21 protein-coding genes, 1 tRNA gene, 1 pseudogene and 1 riboswitch are annotated in these 24,922 nt (G+C 57.2%); of the genes and pseudogenes, 3 read left to right on the plus strand and 20 right to left on the minus strand.

Going from position 1 to position 24,922, the window contains the following annotated elements; genetic code table 11:
• Positions 1 to 40: 40 nt before the first annotated feature.
• From JZI28_RS12695 to JZI28_RS12710, 4 genes and pseudogenes are all read right to left on the minus strand, one after another.
• A complete protein-coding gene (locus JZI28_RS12695) occupies positions 41 to 1,084 on the minus strand; it encodes a glycosyltransferase (RefSeq protein WP_375697825.1) in 1,044 nt (347 codons plus the stop codon).
• 80 nt (positions 1,085 to 1,164) lie between these two features.
• Positions 1,165 to 1,526, minus strand: a pseudogene (locus JZI28_RS12700) (transposase); the annotation flags it as partial.
• Positions 1,527 to 1,829: 303 nt separating this feature from the next.
• Positions 1,830 to 1,905, minus strand: a tRNA-Val gene (locus tag JZI28_RS12705).
• A gap of 73 nt (positions 1,906 to 1,978) precedes the next feature.
• Positions 1,979 to 2,551 carry a histidine phosphatase family protein gene (locus JZI28_RS12710; RefSeq protein ID WP_348156168.1) on the minus strand — a complete coding sequence of 191 codons (573 nt, stop codon included), beginning with the start codon at positions 2,549 to 2,551 and terminating at the stop codon, positions 1,979 to 1,981.
• A 194-nt stretch (positions 2,552 to 2,745) separates the two neighbouring features.
• Here JZI28_RS12710 and JZI28_RS12715 point away from each other — a divergent pair, with 194 nt between their 5' ends.
• On the plus strand, positions 2,746 to 3,381 hold the full coding sequence (locus tag JZI28_RS12715; RefSeq protein WP_375697826.1) for a glutathione S-transferase: 636 nt from the start codon (positions 2,746 to 2,748) through the stop codon (positions 3,379 to 3,381).
• 16 nt (positions 3,382 to 3,397) lie between these two features.
• Here JZI28_RS12715 and JZI28_RS12720 read toward each other — a convergent pair whose 3' ends face one another.
• Entirely contained in the window at positions 3,398 to 3,979 is a 582-nt protein-coding gene (locus JZI28_RS12720; RefSeq protein ID WP_297340702.1) for a TetR/AcrR family transcriptional regulator, read from the minus strand.
• Between the two features lie 161 nt (positions 3,980 to 4,140).
• On the opposite strand from JZI28_RS12720, the gene JZI28_RS12725 reads away from it, so the two are divergent.
• A complete protein-coding gene (locus tag JZI28_RS12725; protein WP_375697827.1) occupies positions 4,141 to 4,725 on the plus strand; it encodes an NAD(P)H-dependent oxidoreductase in 585 nt (194 codons plus the stop codon).
• A gap of 66 nt (positions 4,726 to 4,791) precedes the next feature.
• On the opposite strand, the gene JZI28_RS12730 is transcribed toward JZI28_RS12725, so the two are convergent.
• The 11 genes from JZI28_RS12730 to metZ all read right to left on the minus strand — a co-directional run bounded on the left by JZI28_RS12730 (position 4,792) and on the right by metZ (position 20,322).
• Positions 4,792 to 6,411: an AMP-binding protein gene (locus JZI28_RS12730; RefSeq protein WP_375697828.1), complete on the minus strand. Its 1,620-nt coding sequence runs from the start codon at positions 6,409 to 6,411 to the stop codon at positions 4,792 to 4,794.
• Between the two features lies 1 nt (position 6,412).
• Positions 6,413 to 7,573, minus strand: coding sequence for an acyl-CoA dehydrogenase family protein (locus JZI28_RS12735; protein ID WP_375697829.1), 1,161 nt, complete (start codon positions 7,571 to 7,573; stop codon positions 6,413 to 6,415).
• An 82-nt stretch (positions 7,574 to 7,655) separates the two neighbouring features.
• Entirely contained in the window at positions 7,656 to 8,459 is an 804-nt protein-coding gene (locus JZI28_RS12740; RefSeq protein ID WP_375697830.1) for an enoyl-CoA hydratase family protein, read from the minus strand.
• On the minus strand, positions 8,456 to 8,917 hold the full coding sequence (locus JZI28_RS12745; RefSeq protein ID WP_375697831.1) for a MarR family winged helix-turn-helix transcriptional regulator: 462 nt from the start codon (positions 8,915 to 8,917) through the stop codon (positions 8,456 to 8,458). The genes JZI28_RS12740 and JZI28_RS12745 overlap by 4 nt, the downstream gene beginning before the upstream one ends.
• Positions 8,914 to 9,669 carry an SDR family NAD(P)-dependent oxidoreductase gene (locus JZI28_RS12750; RefSeq protein WP_375697832.1) on the minus strand — a complete coding sequence of 252 codons (756 nt, stop codon included), beginning with the start codon at positions 9,667 to 9,669 and terminating at the stop codon, positions 8,914 to 8,916. The genes JZI28_RS12745 and JZI28_RS12750 overlap by 4 nt, the downstream gene beginning before the upstream one ends.
• Complete coding sequence (locus JZI28_RS12755; RefSeq protein WP_375697833.1) at positions 9,666 to 11,960, minus strand: bifunctional salicylyl-CoA 5-hydroxylase/oxidoreductase; 2,295 nt, start codon at positions 11,958 to 11,960, stop codon at positions 9,666 to 9,668. Before JZI28_RS12755 ends, JZI28_RS12750 begins: the two co-directional genes overlap by 4 nt.
• Positions 11,961 to 12,589: 629 nt before the next feature.
• Positions 12,590 to 14,830 carry a phosphoenolpyruvate--protein phosphotransferase gene (ptsP, locus tag JZI28_RS12760; RefSeq protein ID WP_375697834.1) on the minus strand — a complete coding sequence of 747 codons (2,241 nt, stop codon included), beginning with the start codon at positions 14,828 to 14,830 and terminating at the stop codon, positions 12,590 to 12,592.
• Positions 14,831 to 14,878: 48 nt separating this feature from the next.
• Positions 14,879 to 16,117 (minus strand): aspartate kinase, encoded by a 1,239-nt coding sequence (locus JZI28_RS12765; RefSeq protein ID WP_295450053.1) that lies wholly within the window; start codon positions 16,115 to 16,117, stop codon positions 14,879 to 14,881.
• Between the two features lie 158 nt (positions 16,118 to 16,275).
• Positions 16,276 to 17,736 carry a TrkH family potassium uptake protein gene (locus JZI28_RS12770; protein ID WP_375697835.1) on the minus strand — a complete coding sequence of 487 codons (1,461 nt, stop codon included), beginning with the start codon at positions 17,734 to 17,736 and terminating at the stop codon, positions 16,276 to 16,278.
• 133 nt (positions 17,737 to 17,869) lie between these two features.
• Entirely contained in the window at positions 17,870 to 18,973 is a 1,104-nt protein-coding gene (folE2, locus tag JZI28_RS12775) for a GTP cyclohydrolase FolE2 (RefSeq protein WP_375697836.1), read from the minus strand.
• 158 nt (positions 18,974 to 19,131) lie between these two features.
• The gene (metZ, locus tag JZI28_RS12780; protein ID WP_349387455.1) at positions 19,132 to 20,322 is read right to left on the minus strand and encodes an O-succinylhomoserine sulfhydrylase; all 1,191 of its coding nucleotides are present in this window, start codon (positions 20,320 to 20,322) and stop codon (positions 19,132 to 19,134) included.
• A 59-nt stretch (positions 20,323 to 20,381) separates the two neighbouring features.
• Positions 20,382 to 20,459: riboswitch (SAM riboswitch) on the minus strand.
• A gap of 167 nt (positions 20,460 to 20,626) precedes the next feature.
• Between metZ and JZI28_RS12785 the strand changes: the two genes are divergently transcribed.
• Positions 20,627 to 21,325 (plus strand): glutathione S-transferase N-terminal domain-containing protein, encoded by a 699-nt coding sequence (locus JZI28_RS12785; protein WP_375697837.1) that lies wholly within the window; start codon positions 20,627 to 20,629, stop codon positions 21,323 to 21,325.
• A 32-nt stretch (positions 21,326 to 21,357) separates the two neighbouring features.
• Here JZI28_RS12785 and JZI28_RS12790 read toward each other — a convergent pair whose 3' ends face one another.
• The 4 genes from JZI28_RS12790 to JZI28_RS12805 all read right to left on the minus strand — a co-directional run bounded on the left by JZI28_RS12790 (position 21,358) and on the right by JZI28_RS12805 (position 24,837).
• Positions 21,358 to 21,978 carry an inner membrane-spanning protein YciB gene (locus JZI28_RS12790; RefSeq protein WP_295450175.1) on the minus strand — a complete coding sequence of 207 codons (621 nt, stop codon included), beginning with the start codon at positions 21,976 to 21,978 and terminating at the stop codon, positions 21,358 to 21,360.
• Between the two features lie 49 nt (positions 21,979 to 22,027).
• Entirely contained in the window at positions 22,028 to 22,930 is a 903-nt protein-coding gene (locus tag JZI28_RS12795; RefSeq protein ID WP_375697838.1) for an EamA family transporter, read from the minus strand.
• Between the two features lie 100 nt (positions 22,931 to 23,030).
• Positions 23,031 to 24,113: a signal recognition particle-docking protein FtsY gene (gene ftsY, locus JZI28_RS12800; RefSeq protein ID WP_375697839.1), complete on the minus strand. Its 1,083-nt coding sequence runs from the start codon at positions 24,111 to 24,113 to the stop codon at positions 23,031 to 23,033.
• Positions 24,114 to 24,189: 76 nt separating this feature from the next.
• Positions 24,190 to 24,837, minus strand: a complete 648-nt coding sequence (locus JZI28_RS12805) for a lysoplasmalogenase family protein (protein WP_375697840.1) — start codon at positions 24,835 to 24,837, stop codon at positions 24,190 to 24,192.
• Positions 24,838 to 24,922 lie beyond the last annotated feature (85 nt).

Consider the following 24,922-nt stretch of genomic DNA (forward strand, 5'->3'; position numbering starts at 1 on the left):
TTGGTCCTGGGGCTGGTAAACTGGAGCGCAGCAGGAGTCGTCACGATGTGGCGACTTTGTTGTCGCAAATTGCCGAAAATGATTGCAGCACGCCTCTTTTAAATTCATCTTCCGAGTATTTTTCTAATATATTTCGGGAGACCTTTCTCCTCATGGTGTCAAAATTTTTGCGATTTTCTTGATATCCCCCGATAATTCGAATTGCGTCTTCGTAGAAGCGCATTAGGTTGTCCTCGGGCACCTTGTAGCCATTGTCTTCGTTAAAATACTCGTCTCCACCTACACCCGAGTACCCGATAACGATAGAGCCAGTGGCCATTGCTTCAGCGGCAGGAAGTCCAAACCCTTCGCGCTCTGAAAAGGACAAGAAAAACAGGGATTCCCCTAATTTTTTGGCTGCATCTGTATTGGACAACCCATCGATGGGAACAAATGAGATATCCTTCATTTCCGGGCTAACCGTCAAACATTTTATCAGAGCCAAGGAATCGTCTTCTCGTTTTCTGGGCATGTAAGCCACCTGAAAGGACTTATCCTCTACATATCCAAAAAGTTCTTTTGAAATACAAAGAGGGAAGAAATACCCTTCATCCCCCATGACCATTCTATTTGCAGCTGAGCATGCCTCTGAAATGGAGAGAGATGTGTGAAAATTCCGTTTGTCGAAACCGTCTTTGGTTGAGGAATTAAGGAGAGCGAATGGGTTTTGATTGAATAGTACTTTTCTAACGTACTGGGGAACACGGTCAGGCATCCAAGCTGAAACGTATTCAGGAACGATCAGTACGTCATCCGGTCTGGCATCCCATTTTGGGCATGGCTTGGCATTTCCTTCTGGCCTAACTTTACGTCCCAACGCGTAGTCGAGCAAAGTTTTCTTATTAGTTCTAAGGTCGGGTTCACGTACAACCGGCGACCATATGCGGGGAGCTGTCTTTATATAGCTCTGATATTCGAAATCGGGTCGGCTATATAACGCAACTGCTTCAATGTTGTTTTCGTTTAGGACATTGATCGTATCTAGTATTACGGATATTCCTCCGCGTACAACGGCGACATCTGGAACGAAAAACAAAAACCTCATTTGGAACTTCCCAACTAGTGTAATACAGAAATAGTTCTGACCGTGTTTGCGCCGTTTTTCAAGCTGAGGCTCTGGAATCATTAGAAAAAGGTCACAGTTACGGCGTGCGCGATGGCAGACAGGAAGACCATGGGGCTTCGGTCATAGCGTGTGGCGACGCGTCGCCAGTCCTTTGAACGTCCGAACATGATTTCGATCCGGTTGCGCTTTCTGTAGCGGCGCTTGTCGTATTTGACGGGATTTTCGCGTGACTTTCGACCGGGACTGCAGGGCGTTATCTTCTTGTCTATAGGCCTTCGTGGAACCCATCCGCGTCATATCCCCGCCCCAGGGGCCAGTCCTAGGTCGCAAGACTGTTCAATAATGCCCTCGATCCAGTGTAGTCTCTGACCTAGCCAGCCGTCATGCAGCCCCCTATGGACCGCGCACGCGCATCGGTAACCAGCAAGGGCCAGACTGGAAAACGTAACACTCCACACGATCCGCCTTTCCAGTTCTGTGGCCATGGATTCACATGGAGTTCCGCTGGAATAGGTCGCCCATTACCTCGGACATTCCAACGTGGCGATCAGCGACCAAACCTACGCTAGATTTGCACCGGACCACCTGCAAGATGCCGCAGAGTTCCTAGATTTCACGCAAGTACGCCGGTCAGGTGGCATCAAGTTAGGTTCATTGAACCACGGAACACCTGGTACAAATGACCTGCAACCCTGCAGGAAATCAGAATGTGAATGTGGTTGGATGGTGGGTGATGAGAGGCTCGAACTCCCGACATCTTCGGTGTAAACGAAGCGCTCTACCAACTGAGCTAATCACCCGATAAGCGGGGATTTAGACAAAGACCGAGGCAGGCGCAAGAGGGGAAAAGGCATTTTTTGCAAAAAAGTCAGATTACTGCAAAAGCTGTTCACGCCCCTCCTCCAGAACATAGATACAGCCCTGCTGGTTTGACAGTTTTGCCATCTCCTGGCGCGACAGCCCCAGAACAATTCCGCGCATCACCTGGCCCAGCAATCCATGGGCAACCACAACCGACGGCTCGGTCAATACCTGCATGAAAGACAGGATGCGGGCATGGAAGTTGCCATAGCCTTCGCCATTGGGGGCGGCGCAGAACAGATCCAGATGAGAGGGGTTTGCCGCCCAGATTTCAGGGAGCTGCGCCTCCACCTCTGGCAAGGTCATGCCCTGCAAATCGCCGGCATGGGCCTCAGCCAGGCGCGGGTCGATGATGCACTCAGCCCCGTCCAGGGCAATCTCCGCCGTTTCCCGCGCCCGCCCCAATGGCGATACGTAGCAGGTCGGCTCCTGTGCCAGTATGGGCCGCATCAGCTCCGCCTGCTGGCGCGCATGGGATCGCCCCAGGGGGCTCAGCTGCGATTCCAGCTGCCCCTGAATACGTTTCTCGGCGTTCCACTCGGTTTGCCCGTGACGCAAAAACCAGATTTTGGGAAAGGACGTCATGTGACCTCAGATCCTGTTATTAATACCTTGGTGAAAATCCCGTCATATTTAGCGCTGCACCGCCTGGAAGGAAAGCCCCGGAGGACTCTCCCCCGCCCCAAGAAAACTGCCTCTCGACAAGGCGAGAAAACTGCGGCCTTTTAGACAGGATCAAAGACCTGCTCTTTACCAGAAACAGAAAACGCAGCTACCCCATGACCCACACGCTCTATTCCTTTCGCAGATGCCCCTACGCCATGCGGGCGCGCCTCGCCCTGGCCTCGGCTGCACAGCCTGTTGAACTGCGCGAAATTGTGCTGCGCGACAAGCCTGCCGCTTTTCTGGCGACCTCGCCCAGCGCCACTGTGCCCTGTTTGCAGACCGCTGAGCAGGTGATTGATGAAAGTCTCGACATTATGATCTGGGCACTGCGCCGCAACGATCCAGAACAGTGGCTGGCAATGCCCGAGACTGGCTGGGGCTGGATTGCCAAAGCCGATGGCCCCTTCAAACAGGCCCTGGACCGAACCAAATATGCCAGCCGCTACCCGGATGAGGACGCAACCGAACAGCGCCAAAAAGCCGCCGGGTTCCTCTCAGATCTTGACCAGACGATTGACCGTTGGATCTTTACCGAGGCCTCCCTCGCGGATTACGCCATTTTGCCCTTCGTGCGACAGTTCGCATTCATCGACAAGCCCTGGTTCGATCAACAGCCCTGGCCCCACCTTCAGGCCTGGCTGGACCGCTTTATCAGCAGCAGCAGGTTTGAAGCGATCATGCATAAGTACCCCAAATGGCAAGACGGCGACGCGGCGACGCTGTTTCCCGAGGCACCGACCAAGCGGTAACGGGGGCTGGGAAGGGTCAGACCGCGGTCTGGCCCCCGCGCGGGCACAGCCAAGCCCGCAGATAGACCACCAGCCTGGCCTCCATGCTTTGATCCTCATGCAGAGCACAGAAATACAACGCCATCGCCTGCGTAACAAAGCCCTGCATGCCCTCAGCCTGTAACTCGGCGGAAATATCCTGGCGGAACTGCCCTTCTTCGAACCAACGGGTTGTGAGCTCCAGGTATCGGCCAAAGGTGGTGGCGATTGTGCCAATCTCTGCCACGGCGGCGGCGCCGGACAATCGCAAAATCACATCAAAAACATAGCGCTCCTGCGTCATGTAGCGCAGCAACGGTTGCTGCAACGCAACCAGCTCCTCAACGGTTCTGGGCGCAGGCGCCTTGGCCAGCTGATCCAGATGCTGATCGATGCCAGTCCCGATCAACAGGTCCATCAACGCGTCCTTATCTTTGAAATGCGCAAAGAACGTGCCCTTGGCAACACCTGCGCCTTGAACAACCTCTTCTGTGCGCAGGGCACCATAGCCGTTTTCCGCCACCAAAGCCGTTGCAACAGCGACAAGCCGGGCCCGCGTCTCCAGAGTTCTCTTTTGCATCTGTCTCACCATGCTCTCCTGCTGCCACGTTCGGTTGGAATGGTCAAATTTCAAACCCAAACCTTACGCAAAATTGACCGCAGTCATTTTTTAATTGACCGCAGTCAATTTTTACACCAGTAAATGACCGCAGTCAATTATTAGCCAGTTTGGAGCCCCGAATGACCCGAATCTTTATCTTGAACGGCCACCCCGCCGAGACGTCTCTCAACAAAGCGATGAGCCTTTCCTATGCACGCACCGCAGAGGCACATGGCCATGAAGTACGCATCCTGCACCTGCATGATCTGGATTTTGATATCGACCATGGCTATGCGGGCTATACTGAGGTCAAACCACTTGAGCCGGATTTAAACAGCTTTTTCAACAACCTGGAATGGTGCGAGCACTTTGTGATGACCACCCCTATGTGGTGGGGAGGATTGCCGGGAAAACTGAAAGGCTTGTTTGATCGCGCCTTATTGCCGGGCAAGGCCTTTGACACCCGCAACACCAAGATGGGCATGCCGGCCCCGATGCTAAAGGGGCGCAGTGGTCGCGTCATTGTCACGGCAGACACCCCCAAGTTTCTCATGTGGCTGCTTTACAGCAACGCCATGCTGCGCCAAACCGAGCGCCAGATTCTTGGGTTTATCGGTCTAAAACCGGTCAAAAGCAGTTTTTTTGCAGCTGCATCCCACCCAAAGCCCACAACTGTAAAACGCTGGCTTACGCAGATCGAAAAACTGGCCGCAAAGGCCACATAAGGTGGACAACGGATTGGGGCCGGATCTTGCCACATCACGGCGTAGCGATCCTCCGGCCCCCTCTGCCTACTGCGCGGCCTTCAAGCGAAAACGCTGGATCTTGCCGGTTTCGGTCTTTGGCAACTCCTTGGCAAAAACCACCGAGCGGGGATATTTGAACGGCGCGATACTGCCCTTCACGTGATCCTGCAACAGCTTCACCAGGGCTTCTGATGGCATATGCCCTGCGGAGAGGACCACATGGGCCTCGACGATAGAGCCGCGCGCCTCGTTTGGCGCCGCAATCACCGCGCATTCCGCCACCGCCTCATGGGACAGCAGCGCGGCCTCCACCTCCGGGCCCGCAATATTGTAGCCAGCCGAGACGATCATATCATCATTGCGGGCGGCAAAATGCAGATAGCCCGCCTCATCCATCCTGAAACTGTCCCCCGTCACATTCCAGCCATCCTGCACATAGGCGGCCTGGCGATCATCCGACAGATAGCGACAGCCGGTCGGGCCTTTGACAGCCAGCCGGCCAATCTCTCCGCGCGGGGCCTCCGTGCCGTCACTGTTGAGGATGCGCACCTGATAGCCGTTCACAGGCTTGCCCGTACAGGCGGGGCGGTGGTCGGAAAAACGGTTGGTGATAAAGATATGCAGCATCTCGGTGGCACCAATCCCGTCCAGCATCGGTTTGCCGGTCTGGGCGATCCAGGCCTCATAGACTGGCGAAGGCAGGGTCTCGCCCGCCGAAACCGCCGCCCGCAGCGAAGACAGATCCGCCCCCTCCTCCATCGCCTGCAACATCACCCGGTAGGCCGTCGGCGCGGTAAAACAAACCGTCGCGCGGTATTTTTCGATGATCTCGATCAGATTGGGGGGGGACGCATTCTCCAACAAGGTTGCAGCGGCGCCAAACCGCAGCGGAAAAATCGCCAAGCCCCCCAGCCCAAAGGTAAAGGCCAAAGGGGGAGAGCCCACAAAGACATCATCGGGCTGCACATCCAACACTTCGCGGGCATAGCCATCGGCAATGATCAACAGATCCCGGTGAAAATGCATCGTCGCCTTGGGAGAGCCGGTGGTTCCCGAGGTAAAGCCCAAAAGCGCCACATCATCGCGCCCGGTCTGCACCGCCTCATAGCTCACCGGCTTTTCCAGCGCCAAACGGTCCAGCTCGGCGTCATGGTTAGAGGTGCCATCAAAGCCAACAACCGATTTCAGATGCTCCGAGGTTTTGGCACAGGTCACCAGCTCATCCATTAGCCGGGTATCACAAAGCGCATGAGTGATTTCGGCCTTGTCGACGATCTGCCCCAGCTCTCCGGCGCGCAGCATCGGCATGGTATTGACCACCACAGCACCAACCTTGGTGGCAGCCAGCCAACAGGCGACCATGGCAGGGTTGTTGGCAGAGCGGATCAACACACGATTTCCCGGTTTTACCCCCAGATCCTCGCTCAGCACATGGGCCAGCCGATTGGTCCAATCCGCCAGTTCCTTATAGGTGCGCCGCCTGCCATTGCCGATCAGCGCAATGTGATCGCCAAATCCTTTGGCCACCATGGCATCTGTCAGCTCAACCCCGACATTCAGCCGCTCAGGATAGTCAAATCCCGCCAGCATGAACTCCGGCCATTGTTCCTCTGGCGGTAGGTTATCGCGTGTGAATGTATCGCTATGTGCCGAAATTCCCAACATTTTACGCCCCTCCTAGATAGGCACCAAGGGTCTGCCGGGCAATCACCACACGTTGCACATCCGAAGCGCCCTCATAGATGCGCAAAGCTCTGATATCGCGGTACAGCTCCTCGACTTTCTGACCATGGCGCACACCATCGCCGCCATGCAACTGCACCGCCTTGTCGATGACCTGTTGCGCCTGATCCGTGGAAAACAGCTTGGCCATGGCGGCCTCGCGGGTGACACGCGCCGCGCCGCTGTCCTTGGCCCAGGCGGCACGGTACACCAGCAACGCCGCTGCATCCACGTCCAGCGCCATATCGGCGATATGTCCCTGCACCATCTGCAAATCAAACAGCGGCGCCCCTTGCACCTGCCGGGTTGAGACCCGCTCCAGCGCCTCATCCAACGCCCGCCGAGCAAAGCCAAGCGCCGCCGCCGCCACCGTCGAACGGAACACATCCAACACCGACATGGCAATTTTGAAACCACCCCCCGCCTGGCCCAACAGGGCCGACTTGGGGATGCGACAGTTGGTAAACCGCAGGGTGGCCAGGGGGTGCGGCGCAATCACCTGCTGTCGCTCCACCACCTCAAACCCCGGCAGACCTGCAGGCACGATAAAGGCAGAAAGCCCCTTGGCCCCCGGCGCCTCACCACTGCGGGCAAACACCGTGTAAACATCGGCAATGCCGCCATTGGAAATCCAGGTCTTTTCCCCGTTCAGCAGATAGTCATCACCATCCAGTGTCGCGGTCATGGTGGAATTGGCCACATCCGATCCCGACTGCGGCTCGGTCAAGGCAAAGGCGGAAATCGCCTGACCGCTGCGGGTCAATGGCAACCATTCCGCCTGCTGGGCCTCAGAGCCAAACAGCGAAATCGCACCGGTGCCAAGCCCCTGCATCGCAAAGGCAAAATCAGCCAACCCGTCATGGCGCGCCAGGGTTTCCCGGATCAGGCAGAGGCTGCGCACATCCAAGCTCTCCCCCGCCATCGCACCACTGTGCTGCGCCCATCCGGCCTCCCCTAACCCAGCAACCAGGTTGCGACAGGCCGTGTCCACATCCGCGTGATCAATGTCACCCAGATTCTGTCCAGCCCAAAGGTCCAACTCATGCGCCAGCTCCCGGTGCCGGTCCTCAAAGAACGGCCAGCTCAAAAACGTCCGGTCTGCCATCTGTCACCCCTTCTCTTCATCTTACCTAAAATACCTCCGCCGGAGGCATCCAACCGCCGCACCACGCGCTGCGGCTTGCGGATTAATCGCCCTCAAAAACCGGTTTTTCCTTGTTTACAAAGGCATGATAGGCGCGCTCAAAATCTGCGGTCTGCATGCAGATCGCCTGGGCCTGTGCCTCGGCCTCAATGGCCTGCTCAATCGACATGGACCATTCCTGCGCCAGCATTGTCTTGGTCATCATGTTGCCAAAATTCGGCCCTGCCGCGATGCGCGCCGCCAGTGAATGCGCCTCTGCGTCCAGATCAGCGGCTGCAACAAGCTTGTTATGAAACCCCCAGGCTGCTCCCTCTTCTGCGCTCATCGAGCGGCCCGTATATAGCAGCTCTGCGGCGCGCCCCTGGCCGATGATCCGGGGCAGAATTGCACAGGCGCCCATGTCACAGCCCGCCAGTCCAACGCGGGTAAACAAAAAGGCCGTCTTGGCCTCTGGCGTGGCAATCCGCAGATCCGAGGCCATGGCAATAATCGCCCCTGCGCCCACACAGATGCCGTCAATCGCTGCAATAACTGGCTTGCCGCAATTGACGATCGCCTTGACCAGATCTCCGGTCATCCGGGTAAAGGCGAGCAGCTCTTTCATGCTCATCTTGGTCAACGGGCCAATGATATCATGTACATCGCCACCGGAGCTGAAATTGCCGCCATTAGAGGCAAAAACCACCGCCTTGACCTCATCATTATAGTGCAGATCGCGAAACCAGTCGCGCAGCTCTGCATAGCTGTCAAAGGTCAGCGGGTTTTTGCGCTCAGGCCGGTCCAAAGAAACGGTGGCAATACCGTCTTCGATCTTGCAGAGAAAATGTTTGGTATCGACCTGGGTCATGGTGCGCTATCCTTGTTGTCCAACCGCCGGGCCACTGCATCCAGCGCCTCGGCCATAGTCTGGGCCGCCTCAGGAGCGACACCGGTAAAAATCTGATCAATCCAGCTCTCATGGGCACTGGCCTGACGGGCAAACTCCGCGTCACCGGCTGAAGTCAGCCGCACCCGGCTGGCCCGGCGATCTCCGGGAACTTTTTCGCGCAGCACATGGCCATCCTCGACCAGACGTTCCACGATGCCCGTGACATTGCCATTGGAGACCTTCAGCACGATGGACAGCTCGCTCATCTTGAGCCCCTGCTGGTGCTGGGACAGCGCCGCCATCACGTCAAAGCGCGGCAGCGTTGTGGTAAATTCCTGCCGCAGGTTCTCCCGCAAAGCGCTCTCCACGCTGCGTGTTGCCTTGAGCAGCCGCAGCCACAGCCGCAACCGATCCTTTGAAATATCCGTCTCGCTCAAATTTCACCTCCAGAAATGGGCAATGCTGTGCCATTCACCGACCCTGCCCCGTCGCCTGCCAGCCAAAGCGCGGCCGCTGCCACCTCTTCTGGTTGGATAAAGCGATCCTGTGGGTTGCCGCGACGCAGCGATTTAGCCGCCTGCTCTCGCGACATGCCGGTCTTTGCCACAATAAGGTCCAGCGAAGTTTCCAACAACGGCGTCTCGATAAACCCCGGGCACAGGGCATTCACCGTCACCCCGGTTTTTGCCAGCTCAAGGGCCAGCGACCGGGTCAGGCCCAGCACACCGTGTTTTGCCGCGCAATAGCCCGACACATATGGATATCCCTTGAGCCCGGCAGTGGAGGCAACGGCAATCAAACGCCCCCAGCCTGCCGCCTTCATCCCCGGCAGGCAAGCCTGCCAAAGATTGAAGACCCCCAGCAGATTGACCCCCAAAGCATCGGTGAAGTCCTCCACCGCCATTTGCTCAAATGCCTTGGAGGGCGCTGCCCCTGCATTGGCCAGAGCAATGGCCACCGCACCGTTTTCAACGCTGGCCTGCGCTATCGCCTGATCAAGGCTCTCCCGCAGGGTCACATCACAAGCCAGCGGCAAAGCACCTGTTTCTGTTGCAACCTGCTGCAGTGCCTCCAAACGACGGCCAAGGATTGTCACCTTGGCCCCCTGCGCCGCAAACTGCCGGGCAAGCTCGGCACCGACACCGGACCCTCCGCCAGTGATGACAACATGTTTGCCGTGAACGCTCATGCCCGGATCACCTCAGCTTCGCGATCCGCAAGCCGCCAGGCCTGATCGCGCCCCGCCTCATAGGGCAAGGGCCAACGGCCAGAACGGTCACCGATCTTGCTGGCCTCATGGAGTGTCCAGTACGGGTCCGCCAGATGCGGGCGGCCAACGCAAACCAGATCGGCGCGTCCGGCCATCAGGATCGAATTGGCGTGATCCGCCTCGTAGATGTTGCCCACCGCCATGGTCGCGAGGCCTGCCTCGTTGCGAATGCGGTCAGAAAAGGGCGTCTGGAACATGCGGCCATAAACCGGCTGGGCATCAATCGACGTCTGTCCCGCCGACACATCAATGATATCAACCCCCGCCTCTGCAAAAGCACGGGCAATCTCCACTGCCTCGTCGGGCGTCACCCCGTCCTGCCCCAACCAATCGGTTGCAGAGATCCGCACCGACATTGGCTTGTCCGCTGGCCAGACCGCCCGCATGGCCGTAAAGACCTCAAGCGGATAGCGCATCCGGTTGTCCAGAGACCCACCGTAAGAATCCGTCCGAATGTTCGATTTTGGCGAAATGAACGAAGAAATCAGATAGCCATGAGCCGCATGCAGTTCGATCATATCAAACCCACAGCGCGCCGCCATTTGCGCTGCGGCCACAAACTCCGCCTTGACCTGGTCCATTTCCGCCAGACTGATCTCACGCGGGGTGGCGTTATCCGGCGACCAGGGTAATGCCGAGGCCGAGACCAAATCCCAGTTCCCATCCGTCAGCGGTGCATCCATGGTTTCCCAACCAACCTGGGTTGAACCCTTGCGCCCCGAATGGCCGATTTGGCAACAGATCTTTGCATCGGTTTCCTGGTGGACAAAATCCACCAGCCGCGTCCAGGCCGCCTCATGCTCTGGTGCATAAAGCCCCGGACAGCCCGGCGTGATCCGTCCCTCGGGACTGACGCAGGTCATTTCGGTATAAACCAGCCCTGCACCACCTTTGGCCCGTTCCCCATAGTGGATCAGATGCCAGTCGGTTGGGCAGCCGTCCACTGCCTTATACTGTGCCATCGGCGACACCACGATACGGTTTTGCAACCGCATATCCCGCAACTGATAGGGCGCAAACATCGGTGCCCGAACAGGCGCATCGCTTGGCGCGCCCGCATTTTCCTGGAACCATTTCTCCGCCGATCTGAGCCACTTAGGATCCCGCAGGCGCAGATTTTCATGGGAAATTCGCTGACTACGGGTGAGCAAAGAATAATTGAACTGTACCGGGTCCATGCCCAGATAGCGTTCGACATCCTCAAACCATTCTAATGAGTTGCGCGCTGCTGATTGCAGCCGCAACACATCCAGACGCCGCTCTTCCTGATAGCGCTCAAAAGCGCGCTCCAGACTGTCTTCGCTGGTGATCAGCTCCGCCAGGGCAATGGCGCTGTCAAAGGCCAGTCGTGAGCCAGAGCCGATTGAAAAATGCGCAGTCGCCGAGGCATCCCCCAAAAGCACCACGTTTTCATGGTGCCATTTATCACAGAGCACCCTGGGGAAGTTGATCCACACGGCCGAGCCCCGCAGGTGATCCGCGTTGGACATCATGGCGTGACCGTCAAGGTGATCTGCAAAGATCTCTTCGCAGGTACGAATGATCTCCTCCTTGGACATGTCTTCAAATCCCCAGCGCTCCCAGGTCTCGCCAGAGCACTCGACAATCACCGTCGCGGTCTCATCGTCGAACTGATAGGCGTGGATCCAAACCCAGCCATGTTTGGTTTTTTCAAATACAAAGGTAAAAGCATCATCAAACTTCTGATGGGTGCCCAGCCAGATAAACTTGCAGGGTCGCACATCGATATTGGGTTTGAAGTGATCGGCAAATTCGCTGCGCACTGCCGAGTTCAGACCATCGCAGCCAACCACCACATCATAGTCTTGCTGATAGGCAGATGCAGGTTCGGCCCGGGCTTCAAAGCGCAGGTCAACGCCAAGCTCCCGTGCGCGCTCCTGCAGGATCAAAAGCATCTTTTTGCGGCCAATTCCCGCAAAACCATGCCCTTGGGAGACAGTCCTCACGCCCTCCTGCACCACTGCGATATCATCCCAATAGGCAAAACTATCTTTGATCGCCTGCGCGGTTTGGGGGTCATTGCGGCTTAGGTTATCCAGAGCGTCATCAGACAGAACCACCCCCCAACCAAAGGTATCGTCCGCCTTGTTTTGCTCAAAAACAGTAACCTGGGCCTCAGGTTGCCGCAGCTTTAGCGAGATTGCAAAATAGAGCCCCGCAGGCCCCCCTCCCAAACAAGCAATTTTCATGACCGTTCTTCCCTGAAACCAGAATATGAGATCAGGATAGGCCAGCTCGAAAAACTTTCAAGCTTAAAGTTTTATACTTGAAGTTTTATTCAGGTGCTTTTTACGATCTGCTGCCAAAATATGCAGACACCCAGCGATCAAACCAAACAACATCCCGGTAATTTGAATGTGTGTGGGGGAAACCAAACTTCAGCATATTAACAAATATTTAAGATCTATTTATGATGTGGATAACCCTGTGAACATCCAGGGAATAAAGCGACCGACGCAGGTTATTCTTAACAGTCTGTCCGCCCTAAAACCCGTAACAGCCACGCCTCCGGGACGCCAAATTCCCAACATCAGGCCTGCAGTCATTGCCACAGGGCACTAAAACCTCGCCGATAGAGACCAAAAGTTGATAAATGTAAATTCTATGGATGATATGCCGAATTTTTGCTCATTTTTGACGACTATGTGAAACGGCGAATTTTAGAAAATCCAACAAACCAGAGGTCGACGGAAACTCATCAGACCTAGCGCCACCCTCTGTGCTTCCCTTAAATGCTGTGGAAAAGCAGCGATATGATCGACCCAGACAAGCGATACTAAAAAACGGATGGCGCTCTTAATGTGAAGAGATCAGGGCGTCATGTCTCACGCAGGTAACGCATCACAGCCCCGCGTACGGACTGATCTCCACGGTGGCGAGACTCCAAAATAACCTGCCGCAAGTCCTGAAGGTTCACACGCATTAACAAAGACTTAACAGGTCCAATTGAAGCAGGCCGCATCGAAAGCGTGCGCATCCCCATCGCTGCAAGACAGACGGCTTCAATGGGGCGCCCGGCGTCCTCGCCACAAAAACTCAGCGGGGTCTTTGAGACAGAGCAACGCTCCACAATCTGTTCAATAAAGGTGAGAAAGCTCACATTCAGACTGTCATACCGCTTGCGAACGCGCTCATTTTCACGGTCTGCGGCAAAGAAAAACTGCTTCAGATCGTTGCCGCCGATAGAGATAAATCCAACCTCATCAAAGAACTTTTGCGGTGCAAAAGCCAGCGAGGGAGTTTCGAGCATGGCCCCAATCTCCAAACTTTCAGGCAGCACATGTCCCAGAATACGTTCCCGCTCAAGGGTTTTGGTCACCTCATTTCGGGCTGCACGAAACTCTTCTGCCTGCGCCACAAAGGGAAACATCACTGTCAGCGGACGACCTTCGGCCGCTCGCATCAGCGCCTGCAATTGCATCCGCATAATGCCGGGCTTGTCCAAACCAACCCGAATGGCACGCCAGCCCAAAGCCGGGTTAGGTTCGTCATTTGGCTTCATATAGGGCAGGACTTTATCCGAGCCGATATCCAAAGTTCGAAAGACAACGCGCTTGCCCTGCGCCGCATCCAGCACCCGTTTATAGAGCGCGACCAATTCTGATCGGCGCGGCATCTGGTTGCGCACCAGGAACTGCAGCTCGGTACGGAACAGGCCAACGCCCTCAGCACCGGAGCTTTCCAGCGAGGGGAGATCGGCCATAAGACCCGCATTCATCACCAGGTCAATTTTATGCCCATCCAGCGTCACGGCCGCCTTGTCACGGATCGACACATAGCGCTCCTGCGCCTGGGCCAGCATGGCAATCTTGTCACGAAAGGCGCTCACGACGCTGTCATCAGGGCGTAAATGCACCACGCCCTGTTCGCCATCGACCATGATGTGGTCGCCGTTCAGGGCCTCATTGGTGATGCGTTTGGCATTCACCACCAGCGGAATCGCCAAAGCCCGCGCGACGATGGCCGCATGCGAGCCCACCGAGCCCTCTTCGAGCACGATACCTTTGAGATTCCGGCCATATTCCAGCAGTTCCGCCGGGCCAATGTTGCGCGCAACCAAGATGGGATCATCCGGCAGCTCGGCGCCGGTTTCGGCCCCCTGCCCAGTCAGAATACGCAGCAGACGATTGGACAGGTCGTCCAGATCACTGAGCCGCTCGCGCAGGTACGCATCCTGCACCTGCGACAACCGTGCACGCGCCTGCGACTGCTCCTTCTCCACCGCAGCCTCAGCACTCAACCCGCGGGAGATGTCCTCTTCCATGCGCCGCATCCAGCCCTTTGAATTGGCAAACATGCGGTAGGCCTCAAGCACTTGCAGCTGCTCTTTATCGCCGTTTTGCGAGATCTCAAGCATCTTGTCGACACCAACGCGCAGCTGCTCAACCGCCTCATTGAGACGCTCCAGCTCTGTTTCCGGGTCATCGGCAATTGGGTTGGTCACCAGCACACGCGGCTCATGCAGCCAGACATGGCCCTCTGCCGCGCCTTCCTGCGCCGCCGTTCCAGGCAACAAAACCGGCTGCTGGTGCAGCGGTGACAGGCCGGACTCTTCGCCAACAAAGGCGCCAAGTTCGGTCATCTCAGCGATGACCATAGCGACCACTTCTAAGGCATAGACCGCATCGGCGGAGAACTCGCGCGCCTCTTTGGACTGCACAACCAAAACGCCCAGCATTTCACCAAGCCGTTGAATTGGTACGCCTAAGAAGGAGGAAAACCGCTCTTCGCCGGTTTCCGGCATATAGCGAAACCCCTTGGAGTTGGGGGCATCAGGCGTGTTGATCACCTTGCCAAACTTGGCAACCCGCCCCACCAGACCTTCGCCAATGCGCATCCGGGTTTGGTGAACAGATTCGATGTTCAAACCTTCACTTGCGCAAAGCTCCAGCGTCTCATCATCGCGAAACAGATAGACCGAACAAACCTCGGTCCCGATGCTGTCCCCGATCAGATGGGTAATCTTGTCCAAACGGGCCTGGCCAGGGTCTTCCCCAGCCATGGCCTCACGCAAGCGGCCAAGCAGCTTGCGGCTTTCAGATTCAGTAGATTCGACCATGGGTCCTGTTCACATATTCTTTTTTTTGTGGCAGGCAATCCAAAGGTATCAGGCTGCCTTGTCCAGTTCAAAAGCATCATGCAGTGCTTGCACGGCAAGTTCCATGTATTTTCGATCAACGAGCACGGAAATCTTAATCTCTGAGGTTGTAATGACCCTGATATTGATACCCTCATCCGAGAGCACCTTGAACATTTTCGCGGCCACACCTGATTGCGAGCGCATGCCAATGCCCACAACCGACACCTTGGCGACCTCGGTATCGGCAACCAGGTCGGCGTAGTTCAACCCGCCTTCTCCCTTGATACCCAACAGTGCCTTTTCGGCACGGGCCACCTGATCGGTAGGACAGGAGAAGGTCATATCCGTGCGACCGTCTTCTGAAATATTCTGCACGATCATGTCGACATTCACCCCGGCTTCAGACAGGGCGTTAAAAATGATCGCAGCAATGCCTGGGCGGTCAGCAACCGACATCAGGGTCATCTTGGCTTCGTCGCGGGAATAGGCCACACCGGCCACAATATTGGATTCCATGATTTCCTCCTCGTCGCAGACCAGTGTGCCGGCCTCGTCGGATTGTTCTTCAAAACTAGAGAGAACGCGCAGTTTCACCTTATACCGCATGGCCAGCTCAACCGAGCGGGTCTGCAGCACCTTGGCCCCCAGTGAGGCCAGTTCCAGCATTTCTTCAAAGGCGATCCTGTCGAGCTTACGCGCCTTGCCACAGATGCGCGGATCGGTGGTGTAGACCCCGTCCACATCTGTGTAGATATCACAGCGTTCGGCGTCAAAAGCGGCAGCAAAAGCAACAGCGGTGGTATCAGATCCGCCGCGACCCAGGGTGGTGATGCGACCTTCGGGGCTAATGCCCTGGAAGCCGGCAACCACAGCCACCCGCATGCCTTCGCCAAACTTGGCATTGATGTTTTCCGGCGGGATCTCTTCGATCCGGGCCTGGCTATGGGCGCTGTTGGTTTTCAACGGCACCTGCCAGCCCTGCCAACTGCGCGCCGGCACATCCATTTCCTGCAGCGTCAGCGCCATCAGCCCGGCGGTGACATTTTCACCAGAAGACACCACCGCATCATATTCACGGGCATCAAACATCGGCGAGGTCTCCTTGACCCAGCCGACCATTTCATTGGTTTTACCGGACATGGCAGAGACAATGACGATAACATCATAGCCCTTGGCTACTTCGACACCAACGCGCTTGGCTGCGCGCCGGATCCGGTCGAGGTTGGCGACCGAAGTGCCGCCAAATTTCATTACTAGAACGGGCATGGGTAAAAGTCTCCGTGCGCTCGCAGTTTCCGATCACAGCCTCATAGGGGGTCAGGGTTTCAAGGGCAAGGCTGCGTATTGTAGCGATACAAGCGCCCAGCCCTGTTCGCGCCTTATTTTTTGGGGCTTACACCGCCAAAAAAGCAATGAAAACAGAGTCAAGCGCGCCAGAACCGCAGCGTCAAAATGGCATAGACCGCCATCAGCTCCAGCCGCCCAATCAACATGGCGCAGCTCAGGATCCACTTGGCTGTATCATTGAGCGAGGAGAAATTCCCCGCAGGTCCGATGGTCTCCCCCAGGCCCGGCCCCACATTGGCCACCGCCGTGGCAGCGCCTGAAATGGCGGTAACAAAATCCAAACCCGTGAGCGCCAGTGCCCAGGCCACGATGCCCAAGGTCACAATAAAGAACATGAAAAAGGAAATTACCGAGCTCAGAACATCCTGCCCAACTGGGCGGCCGTCAAACCGAGGCACAAAGACCCCATGCGGAGAGCGGATGCGCTGGATCTGCACCCGGATCGAGGCAAAAAGCAGCTGGTAGCGAAAGATCTTGATCGAACACGCGGTAGAGCCCGCACAGCCGCCAATCAACCCGATAAAGAAGAACACCATAATGAGGAAGCTTCCCCATTCCATATAGTCAACACTGGCATAGCCTGTGCCGGAAATAATGGAGGTGATGTTAAACAAAGCCTCGCGGACAGCCTGTTCGGGATGATGGGGGAAAATCGTCACCAGAACACTGGCCGTGACAACAACAAGAACAACAATCGTTCCGAGAAACGAACGTATCTGGCTATCGCGAAACAAAGGTGTTGCCTTGCCATTGATCAGCTGTACGTAGCGCACAAATGGCATGGCCGCGAAGATCATAAAAATGGATGCCGCGTATTCGGCGGACCCCGAGAAGGTGCCAAAAGAGGCATCATAATTGGAAAATCCCCCCGTCGACATGGTGGTCATCGCATGCACAAGCGCATCAAAAAAACCCATGCCCAAGGCCAGATAGACCACCATGCAAGCGATCGTGAGCCCGAGGTAGATAAGCGAGATCTGTTTGGCGATAGCCTGCGCGCGCGGGAGGATTTTACCAAAGGTATCAAAGGCTTCGGATTTAAAGATCTGCATACCACCAACGCGCAGTTCAGGCAGAAAAACCATCGCAACAACAATAATACCGATCCCGCCCAACCATTGCAGGATCCCGCGCCACAGCAGCAGCCCCTTTGGCAGGTCGTCCAATCCCGAAATCACGGTCGAACCGGTGGTGGTCAGGCCTGACATGGCCTCAAAAAACGCATCCGTAAAGCTGAGATCCGTCGCCCCCAGCATCAAGGGCAAGGCGCCAAAAAGTGGCAGCGCCCCCCAGACAGAGGTGGTCAGCAAAAACGTCTGCTGGATGCTCAGCCCCCGACCCGTCCCACCACCGCTGCCACTGCCGCAGCTGAGCGCCAAAAGCGCCCCGAACAACATGGTGATAACACCGCTTTCAAGAAACACCGGCCATTCCCCACGCCCCTCGATGAGGTCAGCGAGGAACGGGAACACCATCATGGCGCCCAGGATCAGAACCAGCAGGCCGATCACATATCCAATGGGTCGAAAATCCAACATAGGCGCGAGCGTTGGCCCGCCTGACGGAAACTGTCAAGCCAAAGCCTATGCAGAGCGCCCGTGACGTGCTCGACAAACAACGGTTTGTGTCAGCTGCGCCAGGTTGCTCTGCTGCTTGGCCTGTCAGGGCTTGTCAGCCCTGGTGAATCAGGGTGGAGAAAAGCTTGGGATCCAGGCTTTTGTTGGCAAAAAGCGGGCCTTGGGTCAGGACGCTGATGGCATCATGGCTGTGCAGGCTTTCCTGATGGCTGGCAACGATGCGGAAATCCTTGATTCGGGCGTCCTTCTGCAGGGCCTCGCAGAACAGCCGCGCCGCATCCTCGACAAAGATGGGATTGGCTGCGTTCAGCTCGGCAAAGGCCTGTTCATCCTCGCGCTTGACCATTACCTGGGTTTCGGTCGGCACCGCACCGCGGCAATGCTCAATCAAATCCTCAAACCACAGACAGGCGCCGTCAGGGTCGGTTGCGACCGAAATCCGCGCCACCGAGCGCTGCGAATGCGGCGTAGCCAATTGCCCCCGCGCCTGGCGCGCATGTTCACTTAGCTCCAGCGAACACGGGCAGGTCGACGAGTAGACATAGTCCAGATGCATCACCTTGTGGCGCACGCCCTCAGACTGCACCAGTTCCAGCGCGATGTCGTAATACTGATAGCCAGACAGGCCAGAGCGCAGGCTTTCGATCCGCAGCGGAAAGGAAAACCGCATCTGCAGCCGCGCATCCATGCTGTCCAGATCCTTGAGGTAGTCGTTCAGCGCTGCCTCCATCACCTCAAAACTAAAGGTTTTTTCTGCGTGCTTGTAAAAAGACCGCATAATCCGGGACATGTTGATGCCCTTTTTATCGGCCTCCAGGCTGACAGAACCGGTGATGCTGGTTTCCAGTGTTTGATCGCCACCATCACGACTATGGAACCGGATCGGCAGGCGAAAATTCGAAATCCCGACGTGCTGAATCTGCTCCTTGGCGCCACGGATGAGGCTGGCAGGCCCGTTTTGCAGATCAGGCAGGGTGGCGCGGTAGGCCTCATCGGAGACAAAATCTGCCGGATAACTGCGGGACAGTTCGGGATAATTGCCCAGGTCGCGCCCCGGCAACAGGCGTGCAACAGCCGGATCCAGCAGGGCCACCTCGGTGGGGTCTGCGGTTTCGGCCCACTGCCGCAGCAGCGCCAAAGCCGCCTCGGCAGCTTGACGATCAGGAGCCTCGGACAGATCACGCGTAGGAATATTCATGGCAAAATGCACTCCGGTAGCGCCGCCCTGCAGGGGCCGCGTTAAACTGTTTAGACCTTTACGGCTCAAAACTCAAAACGGATCACTCAAATACGTCAGGTTTGTCCCCGGATCGGACGAAAGCATCCAATCCGGGAGCCCAAAAGGTCAGGCCAGCCCTACCCCTGTGCCGCCGCAAGCGCCTGGGTCAGGTCCGCGATCAAATCAGCGCTGTCTTCCAGACCCACGGAAAAGCGCACCAAACCGGGGGTAATTCCCAGGGCGGCCTTTTGATCATCTGGCAGCCGCTGGTGGGTGGTGGTCGCGGGGTGGGTGGCGATGGATTTGGCATCCCCAAGGTTGTTGGAAATCACCGGGATTGTCAGCGCATTGAGGAAACGAAACGCCGCCGCCTTGCCGCCTTTTATATCCAGCGACAGCACGGTTCCGCCATTGCCGCCCAGTTGGCTTTGCACCAGCCCATGCTGTGCATGAGTCGCCAGCCCCGGGTATATGGTGCGTTCCAGCGCCGCGTGATCGGCAAAAGCCTGGGCAATCAACAGCGCGCTTTGCGCCTGCGCCCGGACCCGCAGGTCAATGGTTTCCAGACCTTTGAGCAGGGTCCAGGCATTAAACGGACTGAGCGAGCCGCCAGTATGTTTCATATAGGGTTCCAAGGTGCCGCGGATATAGTCCTTGCTGCCCAGAACCACACCGCCCAGCACCCGGCCCTGGCCGTCGATATGTTTGGTGGCTGAATAAACAACCACATCGGCGCCCTGGGCGATGGCCTTGGAAAACACCGGGGTCGAGAATACATTGTCCACCACCACCGTGGCGCCGACCTCATGCGCGAGCGCCGAAACCGCCGCAATGTCGATGACCTCCAAGGTGGGGTTCGACATGCTTTCAAAGAACACCGCCTTGGTGTCCGGGCGCAGCGCCGCGCGCCACTGATCCAAATCGGTGCCGTCCACAAATGTCACCTCAACCCCATAGCGGGACAAGACATTTTCCAGAATGTACAAACAGGACCCAAACAGCGCCTTGGCAGACACCACGTGATCGCCCGCCTTGAGCAGCGAGGTCAGCGCACCGCTGACAGCCGCCATGCCAGAAGCGGTGGCAAAGGCATCCTCGGCCCCCTCCAACAGCGCAATACGCTCTTCGAACATCGCAACGGTTGGATTGCCATAGCGCGCATAGATGAACTCATCCGGGCCGGTTTCCAAAAACCGCGCCTCTGCCTGCTCAGCGCTGTCATAGACAAAACCCTGGGTCAGAAAGATCGCTTCGCTGACTTCATTGTATTGGCTGCGGCGGGTACCGCCATGCACCAGTTTGGTGCGGTTGTTCCAAGTCTCACTCATCTCAAGTCCTCCGCGCTGATCGCGCAACAAAAAACCCCCGTCCGGCCAAGCGAAAGGGGGTCCTTCACATCCTGACCTCTTTAGCGGAATATTTAGCGTGGCCCGCAATCCGGTTACAAATCGCCACGGTGGTAATGCAAAACCCGATACGCCTGTTGCGACGCTCGGTCAAGAATTTTGCGCGCCCTGAGCACGCAATCACACGGCTGTGACCTGTCGCCTTTGCAGCCAGGCTTGCTTGCATAGGGTCGCCATGCTGTTATCGGCCAGAGGCTTCATACTCAGATCAAACAAAGGGCAAAGCATGCAGGACCCAATCGCGTTACATTACTGGCCGACGCCAAACGGCTGGAAAATCGCCATCGCGCTGGAAGAAATGGCCCTGCCTTATGAGGTCAATCTGGTTGATATTTCCGCTGGGGATCAGTTTGCAGCGGATTTTCTAGCGATCGCACCCAACAATCGCATGCCCGCCATTACCGATCCGGCTGGCCCCGATGGCGAACCCGTTTCCCTGTTTGAAAGCGGCGCAATCCTGCAATATCTGGCGCGCAAAACCGGGCAGTTCTACGGCGAAGGCGAACGCCAGCGTCTGGTGGTGGAACAGTGGCTGATGTGGCAGATGGGTGGGCTGGGGCCGATGGCCGGTCAGGCGCATCATTTCCTGAAATATGCACCCGATCCTATTCCCTACGCCAAAGACCGCTACCGCGCCGAGGTTGCCCGGCTTTACGGGGTACTGGACCGGCAGTTGGCGCAAAACCAATATGTGGCTGGCGACAGCTTTACCATTGCCGATATGGCGATCTGGCCTTGGGCCTCCTTGTGGGAAGGTCAGGAACAATCGCTGGAGGACAAACCGCATATGGCGCGCTGGCTGGACCAGCTTTGGGCGCGCCCCGGTGTTGTTGCCGGACGAAGTCTGGAGGCCGCGCGGCGCGGCGATCGCTCTGACAGCCGTGCACAACAGGTGATTTTTGGCAAAGACAGGGCGGGACAATAGCCCCGCCTGTACCAGTGCTCAGGCCCTGCTGATCAGACCTCGTCTTCGTCCGGTATCCCGTGTTTCTGGAACACCTGCCCCTGGAACATAAAAAATGCAAACATCGCCACCGGCAGGCCAAAGGTTTTGAAATAGACCCAGGTGTCAGTGCTGAAGCTGCGCCAGATCACTTCGTTCGCCACTGCCAGTGCGAGGAAAAACAGACAGATACGTCGGGTAAGGATCATCCAGCCCTCATGCTCCAGCGGCATCAGCTCTTCCATCACCAACTTGAGATAACTTTGGCCGCGCAGCAGCCCTATCCCCAGAGCCCCGCCAAACAGCAGGTAAATCAGCGTCGGCTTCATCTTGAAAAACCGCTCATCATTGAGCCAGACCGACAGCCCCCCCATAAAAACCACCAGCACCAGTGTGGCCAGCTGCATCTTTGACAGGTGGCCGGTGAGTTTCCACAACGCCAGCGTCGACAGCACCATCAACGGGATGAAGGCCGCAGTAATGATGATAAAGCCTTTATATTCTTGGCCTGCGATCAAAAACACCTCTTCGCGCAGTTTGATGTAGCCGATGAAAAACAAAACAACAGGGCCAAGCTCCAACACCATTTTGAGGGTTGGATTGATCTTCTTGGCTGCACTTGTGTCGCGCGTCATGGAATCTCCTGTAGCTCTTTGCCGCTAAGGGCCTTTTGGCAGGCTGCTGTCAGCCGCCCATCTCCACTATCACGGCGCCCAGCGCGATCAAAGCCATCAAGGCAATGCGGCGGGGACCAACGGTTTCTTTCAGCACCAGCCAGCCGATGAGGGCGGCAAAAACGGTGGAGGTCTCGCGCAGAACTGCGGCCTCACCGACCTTGTCCAGCCGGGTGGCCAGCATCACCGCGCCAAAGGAGGCAAAGGCCACAAATCCGCCAAAGATGCCTTTGATGACCAAAGGCGTCAGCTCAGGTTTTTCGGCCATGCGGCGCCAGCGCATATAGGCATAGGGCGGCATGGCCAGACCGTCGATCATGAAAAACCAGGCGAGAAAGGTAAAAGGATCAGCGGTGGCACGGATACCATAGGCGTCATAGGTGGTATAAAGCGCCACAAACAGCCCGGTGATCAGCGCCAGAAACATCGCCAGTCCCAGGGTCTCGCGGTGGGTTTCCAGGTAGCGGTAATTATAGGCGGCAAGACCAAAGATGCCCAACAGCAAGACCCCGACCCCGGCCCATTGCACCAGCGTGAAGACCTCTCCAAACAGATAGTAAGAGCCGATCACCGTGAACAGTGGCCCGGTGCCGCGCACCACGGGGTAGACCACCGTATAGCTGCCTTTGGTATAGGCCAGCGCCTGCAAGACCTTGTAAGCCACGTGAATCACCCAGACCACGGCGAAGATCGGCCACATATGGGGTTCGGGCCAGGGCACCACAAAAAGCGCAAAAGGCGCGGCCATCAACCCATAGGAGGCATCAATGGCGCCGCGTGACAGCCAGGGGTCGTGCCGCCCCTTTTGCAACGCGCCAAAAACCGCATGCAGGAAGGCCGCCATCAAAGCCAGGCCCAGCGCAGCTTGGTGCCCGGCTTCTGTGCCTTCCAGGGAAATTAACCATTCGCTCATTTGGGCAGCTCAATCTGTTTTGCAGGGGCAGAGTTGGGAGGGACGCCCCCAAACCCCCAGAGAAAATTTGCTGCCAAATGAACGGCGGCGGGGAATTCTGTCAGGATTGGTCCAGACCAGTCAGGGCAGCGGCGAACTCTTCCGGATCAAAGGGCGCAAGGTCGTCGATCTGTTCGCCCACGCCGATGGCGTGAATGGGCAGGGCAAATTTATCAGCCAGCGCCACCAGCACGCCGCCTTTGGCGGTGCCATCCAGTTTGGTCATCACCAGCCCCGAGACATCCGCCAGTTTCTGAAAGATCTCAACCTGATTGAGCGCGTTCTGACCGGTCGTGGCGTCCAGCACCAGCAGAGTATTATGCGGCGCGGTCTCGTCCTTTTTGCGGATGACCCGAATGATCTTGGAGAGTTCCTCCATCAGGTCGGCCCGGTTCTGCAGCCGCCCGGCGGTGTCGATCAGCAGCAGATCTGCGCCGTCTGCCTGGGCCTGGGTCATGGCGTCATAGGCAAGGCTGGCGGGATCGGAGCCTTCGGGGGCGGTCAAAACCGGCACCCCGGCACGCTCGCCCCAGACCTGCAGCTGTTCAACAGCCGCAGCACGGAAGGTATCCCCAGCGGCGATTACCACGTTTTTTCCCGCAGCTTTGAACTGGCTGGCCAGTTTGCCAATCGTGGTGGTTTTACCAGAGCCATTGACCCCGACCACCAGCACCACCTGGGGGCGATGGGCATAGATCGGCATCGGTTTGGCCACCTGTTCCATCACCCTAGCAACTTCGGCAGCCAGCAGCTCCTTGATTTCGCGCGCCGAGAGCTTCTTGCCCAAACGACCTTCGGCCATATTGGCAGTCACCCGCAGCGCCGTGTCCACCCCCATGTCGGCAGCGATCAACAACTCTTCGAGCTGTTCCAGCATGTCGTCGTCCAGGGTTCGGCGCTGCTCACTGCCGCTGCCCCGTCCAACAAGGCGCCCCAGAAGGCCAGCGGGCTTTTCTGCTGTTTCGATGTCTTGCGCAGGCGCAGCAGGCATAGCGGGCGCTGCATCCGTCACAGGGGGTGCTTCGGCGGTGGGCAGCGAAGAGGCCTCGGTCGGGCTGCCCTCCTCGACAATGGCTTCCAGCCCCTCGTCCAGTTTTGACGAGGATTTGAACAAGCGCTCCTTGAGCTTTGAGAAAAACGCCATCAGGGCCTCCGCAAAAGGGTTTCCCCCTCACCTAATGCGGATTGCACCCGGTTGCAAAGCGGATGCAGCACCACAGTCAGGAAAAAGACAGATAAAACCCCGCCTGAGCACCCCAATAGAGCGGCCAGACCAGATAGGGAGCGTATCGGCGCAGGGGGTGGTTTGTCGGCAGGACAAAGGTTTCAAAGGCCAGGATCACATCAGAGGCCATAAAGGCCAGGGCGGCAGGCACCACCCAGACCAGCGCAGGACCAGTCAGGGTGAGTGCGGCAAGCCCCATGGACAGAATGATCGGTACATACAGCAGAACCGGGAGCTTCAGATCCCCCGCCCTGGGAGCTAGGATAGGCATCATCACCAGGCCCAGCGCAAAAATGGCCCCCGTGAGCCCCAGGCCGGGCATCACCCAGATCTGGCCCAGGTCACTGCTGGGGTGCCCCAGGAACAAAACTACATAGGCCAGGTGTCCAAGGGCAAAGGCGCCGACCCCGCCCATAAAGGCTTTTTCACCCTCTCGAGACAGGAAGTAATCGCCCAAGGCACAGAGCGCCAATCCCAAAATCAACCAGAGTGGCGCGCCTTGACCCAGGGCAGCAATCGCCAGGGCTGCCACTGAAAAGGTTTTGAGCACACTGCGCAAAACACTTGGCGCGCGGACGGTAAACCCAAGATAGCCCAGGGCCGCGCCCAGCGCTGCGACCTCCAAAATGCCTGTACCTATCATCTGCCGCTCCCCTGTCCAAACCCCTGTCTGAGCTGCCACTCTAGGACGGCTGCCGACCCATGCTTGCCCCTATTGTCCGGCCCAG

This window comes from Pseudophaeobacter sp. TrK17 (assembly GCF_042192375.1).
Classification (GTDB): Bacteria; Pseudomonadota; Alphaproteobacteria; order Rhodobacterales; family Rhodobacteraceae; genus Pseudophaeobacter.

Coding starts and splice junctions, on each gene's coding strand:
- JZI28_RS12695 (WP_375697825.1), bottom strand. CDS start 1,084: ATGAGGTTTTTGTTTTTCGTTCCAGATGTCGCCGTTGTACGCGGAGGA.
- JZI28_RS12710 (WP_348156168.1), bottom strand. CDS start 2,551: ATGACGTCCTTTCCCAAAATCTGGTTTTTGCGTCACGGGCAAACCGAG.
- JZI28_RS12715 (WP_375697826.1), top strand. CDS start 2,746: ATGACCCACACGCTCTATTCCTTTCGCAGATGCCCCTACGCCATGCGG.
- JZI28_RS12720 (WP_297340702.1), bottom strand. CDS start 3,979: ATGCAAAAGAGAACTCTGGAGACGCGGGCCCGGCTTGTCGCTGTTGCA.
- JZI28_RS12725 (WP_375697827.1), top strand. CDS start 4,141: ATGACCCGAATCTTTATCTTGAACGGCCACCCCGCCGAGACGTCTCTC.
- JZI28_RS12730 (WP_375697828.1), bottom strand. CDS start 6,411: ATGTTGGGAATTTCGGCACATAGCGATACATTCACACGCGATAACCTA.
- JZI28_RS12735 (WP_375697829.1), bottom strand. CDS start 7,573: ATGGCAGACCGGACGTTTTTGAGCTGGCCGTTCTTTGAGGACCGGCAC.
- JZI28_RS12740 (WP_375697830.1), bottom strand. CDS start 8,459: ATGACCCAGGTCGATACCAAACATTTTCTCTGCAAGATCGAAGACGGT.
- JZI28_RS12750 (WP_375697832.1), bottom strand. CDS start 9,669: ATGAGCGTTCACGGCAAACATGTTGTCATCACTGGCGGAGGGTCCGGT.
- JZI28_RS12755 (WP_375697833.1), bottom strand. CDS start 11,960: ATGAAAATTGCTTGTTTGGGAGGGGGGCCTGCGGGGCTCTATTTTGCA.
- ptsP (WP_375697834.1), bottom strand. CDS start 14,830: ATGGTCGAATCTACTGAATCTGAAAGCCGCAAGCTGCTTGGCCGCTTG.
- JZI28_RS12765 (WP_295450053.1), bottom strand. CDS start 16,117: ATGCCCGTTCTAGTAATGAAATTTGGCGGCACTTCGGTCGCCAACCTC.
- JZI28_RS12770 (WP_375697835.1), bottom strand. CDS start 17,736: ATGTTGGATTTTCGACCCATTGGATATGTGATCGGCCTGCTGGTTCTG.
- folE2 (WP_375697836.1), bottom strand. CDS start 18,973: ATGAATATTCCTACGCGTGATCTGTCCGAGGCTCCTGATCGTCAAGCT.
- metZ (WP_349387455.1), bottom strand. CDS start 20,322: ATGAGTGAGACTTGGAACAACCGCACCAAACTGGTGCATGGCGGTACC.
- JZI28_RS12785 (WP_375697837.1), top strand. CDS start 20,627: ATGCAGGACCCAATCGCGTTACATTACTGGCCGACGCCAAACGGCTGG.
- JZI28_RS12790 (WP_295450175.1), bottom strand. CDS start 21,978: ATGACGCGCGACACAAGTGCAGCCAAGAAGATCAATCCAACCCTCAAA.
- JZI28_RS12795 (WP_375697838.1), bottom strand. CDS start 22,930: ATGAGCGAATGGTTAATTTCCCTGGAAGGCACAGAAGCCGGGCACCAA.
- ftsY (WP_375697839.1), bottom strand. CDS start 24,113: ATGGCGTTTTTCTCAAAGCTCAAGGAGCGCTTGTTCAAATCCTCGTCA.
- JZI28_RS12805 (WP_375697840.1), bottom strand. CDS start 24,837: ATGATAGGTACAGGCATTTTGGAGGTCGCAGCGCTGGGCGCGGCCCTG.